Here is an 8768-nt window from a genome sequence, read left to right on the forward strand (position 1 = left end):
GAGTCGATGGGGTGTGGCTGAAGCCGACGGCCGATGGTGCGTGGCTGAGCCGACGGTGTGTGGCTGAGCCGACGGTCGAAGGTGTGTGGCTGAGCCGACGGCCGAAGGTGTGTGGCTGAGCCGACGGTGAGCGGTCGCGTCGACGGCGAGGGGCGAGCCGGAGGAGTCGAACCGGCGCTGAGGAGTCGAACCGGCGGATCAGATTCCGGCACACCGGGGCGTACCACCCGGATGCCGGCGCGCGGCGTTCGCTCAGCGGATGCTCAAATCCGGATAACGATCGCATCACACCAACCCGGACATCCTGTAGGTTTCTGCGGCGTTCGTCCCGTTCTGCTGGCCTTGTGGTGCGCGGCATCCCTAGGCGATCAACGAAGTTGCGTGATAAATGTTCACGACCTGCCGTGAGTGACACCACCCCTGTCGCCGCGGGAGCGCTGTGCCGGCCGACCGTCGGCGTGCAGGAACTCCATCCGGGGGGATCGGGACCCGATCCGGACAGACCGGGTCGGTATGGAGAAAGGCACACCATTCATGACCTCTGTGCAGGTCGACAAGCAGCACGACGGCAACGAGGCAGCTGGAAATGCCCCTGAAGAGGGCTATCAGCGGGGGCTGGGAAACCGTCAGATCCAGATGATCGCCATTGGCGGCGCCATCGGTACCGGCCTCTTCCTGGGCGCCGGAAAGGCGATCTCCAAAGCCGGGCCGAGCATCATCCTCGCCTACGCCATCGTGGGTCTGGTCATCTTCTTCATCATGCGGGCCCTGGGCGAACTGCTCATGTACCGGCCCGTCTCCGGCTCGTTCTCGGAGTACGGCCGGGAATTCCTCGGCCCGTTCATCGGCTTTGTGACCGGCTGGACGTACTGGCTGTTCTGGGTGGTCACCGGCATCACGGAAGTGACCGCCGCCGCCACGTATGTGCAGTACTGGAACGAGGGCATACCGCAATGGGTCTCGGCGCTCGTCTTCACGTGCGCGCTCTTCGGTATCAACCTGATCTCCGTGAAGATCTTCGGTGAACTGGAATTCTGGTTCTCGATGGTCAAGGTCACCGCGATCATCGGCATGATCCTGATCGGCCTCGGCGTGATCCTGCTCGGTTTCTCCGACGCCGGTGACACCGCCTCCTTCACCAATCTGTGGTCCGACGGCGGGTTCTTCCCCAAGGGCATCGGCGGCACGCTGATGACGCTGCAGATCGTGATGTTCGCCTTCCTCGCCGTCGAGCTCGTCGGCGTCACCGCGGGCGAGGCGACCAACCCGAAGAAGGTCCTGCCCCAGGCCATCAACACCGTGCCGTGGCGGATCGGCCTCTTCTACATCGGTGCGCTGATCATCATCCTGTCCGTCGTCAGCTGGACGGTCTTCGAGCCGGGCGTCAGCCCGTTCGTCCGCGCCTTCCAGGAGATCGGCCTGCCCGCCGGCGCCGGCATCGTCAACTTCGTCGTGCTGACCGCCGCGCTCTCCTCGGCCAACTCCGGCATGTACTCCACCGGCCGGATGCTGCGCGACCTCGCGCTCAACGGCCAGGGCCCGAAGCTCTTCACCAAGCTGAGCAAGAACGGGCTGCCCACCTGGGGCACCGGCGTCTCGGTCGGCATGATGCTGTTCGGCGTGTGGATCAACTACCAGTGGCCGGGCGAGGCGTTCAACTACGTCGTCTCCTTCGCCACGATCTCCGGCATGTGGGCCTGGATCGTCATCCTGGCCTCGCAGCTGCGCTACCGCGCCAAGGCGAACCGCGGCGAGCTGCCGCAGTCCGACTTCAAGGCCCCCGGCGCCCCGTACACCTCGCTCTTCGCGCTGGCCTTCATCGGCATGGTGATCGTGATGATGGGCGTCGACAAGGACGCCCGGATCTCGCTCTACGCGGCCCCCGTGTGGGCGGTCATCCTGGGTGTCGGCTACCTCGCCATCAAGCGGCGGGACGCCGCGGGCGGGGCGGAGGCCGTGTCGGCCGGCCAGGACGCCAAGAACTGAGGCACCAACCCGGACGAACGGGGTGAATCCCCGGACTGTCCAGCATGCGGGCCCGTGCGTACCACTCTTCGGTACGCACGGGCCCGCTGTCTATTCTTGGCGCCATGCTGACCCTCACCAAGGCCCTCTACGACCAGATCGTCGAGCACGCCCGCCAGGACCACCCCGACGAGGCCTGCGGCGTGGTCGCGGGGCCGGCCGGCACCGGCCGCCCCGAGCGGTTCGTCCCCATGCTGAACGCCGCCCGCTCGCCCACGTTCTACGAGTTCGACTCCTCGGACCTGCTCAAGCTCTACCGCGAGATGGACGACCGGGACGAGGAGCCGGTGATCATCTACCACTCGCACACCGCCACCGAGGCCTACCCCTCGCGCACCGACATCTCCTACGCCAACGAGCCCGGCGCCCACTACGTACTGGTCTCCACGGCCGACACCGACGACGCCGGACCCTTCCAGTTCCGCTCCTTCCGGATCGTCGACGGCGAGGTCACCGAGGAGGAGGTCGAGGTCGTGCCGGCGTACTCCTGAGGCGCTCCGGGCGCACGGGCGGGCGTGCTCCCGGCGCCCTGCGGACCTGCTCCGGACCTGCTCCGGACCTGCTCCGGACCTGCTCCGGACGCGCCCCGCGGTGGCGCCCCCAGGCCGCATCCAAGATCGCGTCCCAACTGGCGTACACCGAACGTCCGCATCATGGGACGAGGTTCCAATACCCGGACCGGGAATCGATACGATGACCGCATGGTTGACCACGACGTGAGCGAGAAGAGGACGGGCATGCTGCTGCACGCTCCGCTCGCCACGCGTCGCTCCGCATCCGCCCTGCTGGGCGCGTTCGGCTGCGGAGCCGCACGGCTGCACGTCGATCTGTGCCGCCTGTCCAGCGCCATGTGTCCGCGCTGCGCCGCCGTCTGACCCGGCCCGCATCAGGCGCGCGGCGCGCGCCACCGGCACCGAAGCACTCTCCCCGCCACCCGGCACGCCTGCCGCCGTGCGACGGGACGTACAGCACCTGCCACCGCACCCACTCCCACAGGAGCACTCCTCATGGCCATCGAGGTCCGAATCCCGACCATCCTGCGCACCTACACCGACGGCCAGAAGGCCGTCGAGGGCAGCGGAGACACCCTCGCCGACCTCTTCAAGGACCTGGAGAGCCGGCACGCCGGCATCCGCGACCGCCTCGTCGACGGCGAACAGCTCCGCCGCTTCGTGAACGTCTACCTCAACGACGAGGACGTCCGCTTCCTGGAAGGCATCTCCACCAAGCTGGCCGACGGCGACAGCGTCACGATCCTGCCGGCCGTGGCCGGCGGAATGGTCTGACGTGCGGTACGACTCCCCGCTGGCGGCGGTCGGGAACACCCCTCTCGTCCGCCTCCCGCGCCTCTCGCCCTCCGAGGACGTCCGCATCTGGGCGAAGCTGGAGGACCGCAACCCCACGGGTTCGGTCAAGGACCGCCCGGCCCTGCACATGATCGAGCAGGCCGAGAAGGACGGCCGGCTGACCCCCGGCTGCACCATCCTGGAGCCGACCTCCGGCAACACCGGCATCTCGCTGGCCATGGCGGCCAAGCTCAAGGGCTACCGCATGGTGTGCGTCATGCCGGAGAACACCTCCTCCGAGCGGCGCGAGCTGCTCGCCATGTGGGGCGCCGAGATCATCTCCTCGCCCGCGGCCGGCGGCTCCAACACCGCCGTCCGGGTGGCCAAGGAGCTCGCCGCCGAGCACCCCGACTGGGTGATGCTCTACCAGTACGGCAACCCCGACAACGCCGGTGCGCACTACGCCACCACCGGCCCCGAGATCCTCGCCGACCTGCCCTCGATCACCCACTTCGTCGCGGGGCTGGGCACGACCGGCACCCTGATGGGCGTCGGCCGCTATCTGCGCGAGCAGGTGCCCGGCGTGCAGATCGTCGCCGCGGAGCCGCGCTACGACGACGTGGTCTACGGCCTGCGCAACCTCGACGAGGGCTTCATCCCCGAGCTCTACGACGAGTCCGTGCTCACCACCCGCTTCTCGGTCGGCTCCGAGGACGCGGTCCGCCGCACCCGCGAACTCCTCGCGCAGGAAGGCGTCTTCGCGGGCATCTCCACCGGTGCGGCGCTGCACGCCGCGATCGGCGTCGGAAAGAAGGCGGTCAAGGCGGGCCGGAGCGCCGACATCGTCTTCATCGTCGCCGACGGCGGCTGGAAGTACCTCTCCACCGGCGTGTACACCGCCGAGTCGACGGAGGCGGCCATCGCCACCCTCCAGGGCCAGCTCTGGGCGTAGGCCCCCGAAGGCCGCGGTGCGGCCGGTGCCGATCCGCTCCCGGGGCCTCCCGGACCCTCGCCGCCGCGGCCGACCGCCGCGGCGGCGGGCTTTTCCCGGCGGCGCGGCGCCGGGGTGATCGGCCAGGAGGGTCGCGGTGCGGCGCGGGACACGGCGGCGGCGCCCTGCGTACGGGCGTACGGGCCGTCAGCCCGGACTGGTGATTCCGCCCACAGCTCGCCCCGCTGGAGGAGCCACGCGACCTTTTGCGCCTTACGCTCGGGGCACCGCACAGACCGCTCAAGGACCCGGCACCGACCCGGTAAGGCCGCCGGGACCCCCGCATGGACCCTTCCCCGAGCTCTCAACGGCGTTCGAGCAGGGGAGGCTCCCATACCGCCCCCGCCCACGGAGGTTCACGCCCGTATGAAGCTCACCGTCGTCGGATGCTCGGGGTCGTTCCCTTCCATGGAATCGGCCTGCTCGAGCTACCTCCTGGAGGCCGACGGCTTCAGGCTGCTCCTCGACATGGGCAACGGCGCCCTCGGCGAGCTGCAGCGCCACTCCGGCCTCTACGACCTCGACGCCGTGGTCCTGTCGCATCTGCACGCCGATCACTGCATCGACCTGTGCGGATATTTCGTGGTCCGCTACTACCGCCCGGACGGCGGGCGGTGCGCGCCGATGCCGGTCTACGGGCCGGCCGGCACCGAGCGCCGGCTGACCGTCGCGCACGCCGATCTTCCGCACGACGGCGCGATGAGCGAGGTCTTCGAATTCCGCACGCTGGAGCCGGGCACCTTCACCGTCGGGCCGTTCACGGTCCGTACGGAGCGGGTCAGCCACCCGGTGGAGGCGTTCGGCTTCCGTATCGAGCACGACGGCAGCTCCCTGACGTACTCGGGTGACACCGGCCCGTGCGACGCGCTGGACGCCCTGGCGTCCGGGACGGACTTCTTCCTGTGCGAGGCGTCCTTCACCTACGGCAAGGAAGACATCCCCGACCTGCACCTCAACGGCCGGGAGGCCGGCGAGCACGCGCGGCGGGCGGGCGCCGGCCGGCTGGTGCTGACCCACATCCCGCCGTGGACCGACCCGGACATCAACATCCGTGACGCGCAGAAGGTCTACGACGGCCCGGTCGAGGTCGCCAAGGCGGGCGCGGTGTACGAGATCTGAGCGGCGGGCGCCGGGGGCCATTAGGGCGTGTGCGAACGCATTCCCTAGGGGATGCGAGGGCCCCCTGTGGGGCCATAACGGGGTGGGCCGGGGCGGTATTCCCGTGTGTCGGGGGCGCGAGAGGTGCGAACCCACTCGGGGGCGCGTGAGGTGCGAACGAGTGCCGAAGGGCCAGCGCTGAAAGGCCGACGCCGAAGGGCCAGCGCCGAAAGGCCGACGCCGAAGGGCCGACGCCGAAGGGCCGACGCCGAAGGGCCCCGGAACCAGACGGTTCCGGGGCCCTTCGGCGTTCGTGCCGGTGCGGCTCAGGCCTTGAACTGGGCCTTCTCCAGCTCGGCGATCTCCTCGTCGGACTCGCGGCCCGGTGTGGGGATGTTGAACTTGGTGATGGCGAAGCGGAAGACCACGTAGTAGACGACGGCGAAGCACAGGCCGACCAGTGCCAGCATCAGCGGTTTGGTCGCGATGCCCAGGTTGAGCACGTAGTCGATGGCGCCGGCGGAGAATCCGAAGCCGTCCTTCATGCCCAGGGCCCAGGTCAGCGCCATCGAGACGCCGGTCAGCACCGCGTGGATCGCGTAGAGCACCGGGGCGATGAACATGAAGGTGAACTCGATGGGCTCGGTCACGCCGGTGACGAAGGCGGTGAGCGCGAGGGAGAACATCATGCCGCCGACGGCCTTGCGGCGCTCGGGGCGGGCGCAGTGGGTGATCGCCAGGCAGGCGGCCGGGAGGGCGAACATCATGATCGGGAAGAAGCCGGTCATGAACTGCCCGGCGCTGGGGTCGCCGGCGAGGAAGCGGGCGATGTCGCCGTGCTTGCCGTCGTAGTCGCCGGCCTGGAACCAGGGGAAGGAGTTCAGCAGGTGGTGCATGCCGACCGCGATCAGACCGCGGTTGGCGACGCCGAAGATACCCGCGCCGACGGCGCCGGAGCCGACCAGCCATTCGCCGAAGTTGTGCAGTCCGGCGCCGAGGACCGGCCAGACGTAGCCGAAGACGATGCCGATCAGCAGACCCGCGAAGGACGCCAGGATCGGGACCAGGCGGCGGCCGCTGAAGAAGCCCAGCCAGTCGGGGAGCCGCTTGCGGCTGTAGCGCTGGTAGAGCAGGGCGACCACGATGCCCATCACCACGCCGCCGAGGACCTTGGCGTCGGCGGGCTGGGCGACCTGGACGATCTTGCCGTCGACCACCTTGTCGACCTTGGCGAGGCTGTCGTCCGAGAACGTCGCCAGCACCTTGCTGAAGACCAGGTAGCCGACGACGGCGGCCAGTCCGGTGGAGCCGTCCGCCTTCTTGGCGAAGCCGATGGCGATACCCACCGCGAACAGCAGCGGCATGTTGTCCAGGAGTGCGCCGCCGCCCGCCGCCATGAACTCGGCGATCTTGTTCAGGAACGCGGGGAGCGATTCCCGGCCGAGCATGTCGTCCTGGCCCAGGCGGACCATCAGCGCGGCCGCGGGCAGCGTGGCGATCGGCAGCATGAGGCTGCGGCCGATGCGCTGGGCCACTGCCATGGCTTTGGAGCCGCGGCCCTTCTTCTCGGGGGCCGCCGTGGCGGTGGCCGAACTCATCGGATTCCTCCTGGAGAGGCGGGCGCTCGAAAAGGGGGGACGGCCCGCTCGTTGGTCTACACCTTGGTCTACACCACCGGTGGTTTAGACCATTCTTAGCACGGAGGCCCGGCGCAAAGGAATCCATTCTTCCAAGTGGTGTGGACCACATGGCGACCGGCCCCCGAGTCGGGCCGCTCAAGGGCCCCAGGGCGCGGCACAGAAGGCCAGGTGGGACGCCGTAGAGCCGTGATCGGCGGGCAAGCGGGCCGGGAATCCGCCGGGGTCGCGGAGGCCTTACTTGATGTTCTCCCGCTCCATCGCATCGCCGATCTCATCCGGTTCGCGGCCCGGCGTCGGCAGATCGAATTTCGTGATCACAAAGCGGAAGACGGCGTAGTAGACCGCCGCGAAACACAGGCCGATGGGAATGAGCAGCCAGGGCTTGGTCGCCAGCCCCCAGTTGATGACGTAGTCGATCAGCCCCGCCGAGAAGCTGAAGCTGTCGTGCACCCCCAGGGCCCAGCTCACCGCCATCGACACACCCGTCAGCACGGCGTGCAGTACGTACAGCGCCGGCGCGACGAACATGAACGCGTACTCGATGGGCTCGGTCACGCCCGTCACGAACGACGTCAGGCCGACCGAGAGCATCATGCCCGCGATCTCCTTGCGGCGATGCCGGTGGGCGCAGTGCGCGATCGCCAGGGCCGCCGCCGGCAGCGCGAACATCATGATCGGGAAGAATCCCGTGGTGAACTGCCCCGCACTCGGGTCGCCCGCCATGAAGCGGTTGATGTCGCCGTGGACGACCGTGCCGTCCGGCTTGGTGAAACTGCCGAACTGGAACCAGACGAAGGTGTTCAGGAACTGGTGCAGGCCCACCACCAGCAGGGCGCGGTTGGCGACGCCGAAGAGGCCCGCGCCCCACGAACCCAGATCCGAGAGCCACTCGCTGAAACCGGTCAGCGCATCACCGATCGGCGGCCAGACGAACAGGCACGCCACCGCGAACACCAGGCCGATGAACGCCATGACGATCGGGACCAGCCGGCGGCCGTTGAAGAACCCCAGCCAGTCCACCAGCTTCACCCGGTGCAGGCGCATCCAGAAGAAGGCGGACGCGAAGCCCATGGCGATGCCGCCGAAGACCCCCGGATTCTGGAACGCGGCCTGCGTCACCTTCGCCCCGGAATCCACGCACACCCCGCTCCACAGCCCCGCCTGGGTGTACGTCTGGCCCGCGGCGCAGCCCGCCGGGAAAGCGTGCAGCACCGAGAAGTAGACGAGGAAGCCGGTTACCGCGGCCAGCGCCGTCGAACCGTCCGACTTCTTCGCCATGCCGATCGCCACGCCGACGCAGAACAGCAGCGGCAGCCCCAGCCCCGAGTCCAGCAGCGCACCGCCGGCCGCCGCGAACACCGTGCCCACCGCGTCCCAGCCCAGCCCGTCCTTGCCGAACACGTCCGGCTGGCCCAGACGGTTGAGGATGCCCGCGGCGGGCAGGACGGCAATCGGCAGCTGCAGACTGCGCCCCATCTTCTGCAGCCCCTGGAAGAGTTTGGCCCCCCAGCTCCTCCCCGGTGCCGGAGCCGCCGCGTTCGAGCTCATCTGCCTCCTCCCGGCGGTCGGCCCGTCGGCAACCGCCCCGGCGCTTGCCGCATACTGATGGTGTAGACCACTTGGTGGGGGGGGGGGGGGGGGGGGGGGGGGGGGGGGGGGGGGGGGGGGGGGGGGGGAGGGGGGGGGGGGGGGGGAGGGGGGTGGGGGGGGGGGGGAGAAGGGGGGAGG

Annotated in this window: 8 protein-coding genes; 6 read left to right on the plus strand and 2 right to left on the minus strand. The window is 69.3% G+C overall.

The genetic code is table 11. The features are described from left to right. Positions 1–534 precede the first annotated feature (534 nt). The 6 genes from AC0680_RS36590 to AC0680_RS36615 all read left to right on the plus strand — a co-directional run bounded on the left by AC0680_RS36590 (position 535) and on the right by AC0680_RS36615 (position 5421). Positions 535–1986, plus strand: coding sequence for an amino acid permease (locus tag AC0680_RS36590; RefSeq protein WP_478637352.1), 1452 nt, complete (start codon positions 535–537; stop codon positions 1984–1986). Positions 1987–2090: 104 nt separating this feature from the next. Continuing rightward, positions 2091–2516 carry a M67 family metallopeptidase gene (locus AC0680_RS36595; RefSeq protein WP_478637353.1) on the plus strand — a complete coding sequence of 142 codons (426 nt, stop codon included), beginning with the start codon at positions 2091–2093 and terminating at the stop codon, positions 2514–2516. A 210-nt stretch (positions 2517–2726) separates the two neighbouring features. Further along, a complete protein-coding gene (locus AC0680_RS36600) occupies positions 2727–2900 on the plus strand; it encodes a putative leader peptide (RefSeq protein WP_384440676.1) in 174 nt (57 codons plus the stop codon). A 132-nt stretch (positions 2901–3032) separates the two neighbouring features. After that, positions 3033–3311, plus strand: coding sequence for a MoaD/ThiS family protein (locus tag AC0680_RS36605; protein ID WP_468983479.1), 279 nt, complete (start codon positions 3033–3035; stop codon positions 3309–3311). A gap of 1 nt (position 3312) precedes the next feature. Next, a complete protein-coding gene (locus AC0680_RS36610) occupies positions 3313–4263 on the plus strand; it encodes a PLP-dependent cysteine synthase family protein (RefSeq protein WP_384491778.1) in 951 nt (316 codons plus the stop codon). Positions 4264–4668: 405 nt separating this feature from the next. Beyond that, positions 4669–5421, plus strand: a complete 753-nt coding sequence (locus AC0680_RS36615; protein ID WP_384440685.1) for an MBL fold metallo-hydrolase — start codon at positions 4669–4671, stop codon at positions 5419–5421. A gap of 305 nt (positions 5422–5726) precedes the next feature. Here AC0680_RS36615 and AC0680_RS36620 read toward each other — a convergent pair whose 3' ends face one another. Continuing rightward, positions 5727–6998: a PTS transporter subunit EIIC gene (locus tag AC0680_RS36620; RefSeq protein WP_478637355.1), complete on the minus strand. Its 1272-nt coding sequence runs from the start codon at positions 6996–6998 to the stop codon at positions 5727–5729. Between the two features lie 276 nt (positions 6999–7274). Next, the gene (locus AC0680_RS36625) at positions 7275–8588 is read right to left on the minus strand and encodes a PTS transporter subunit EIIC (protein WP_478637356.1); all 1314 of its coding nucleotides are present in this window, start codon (positions 8586–8588) and stop codon (positions 7275–7277) included. Positions 8589–8768 lie beyond the last annotated feature (180 nt).

Source organism: Streptomyces sp. NPDC043738 (assembly GCF_056436545.1).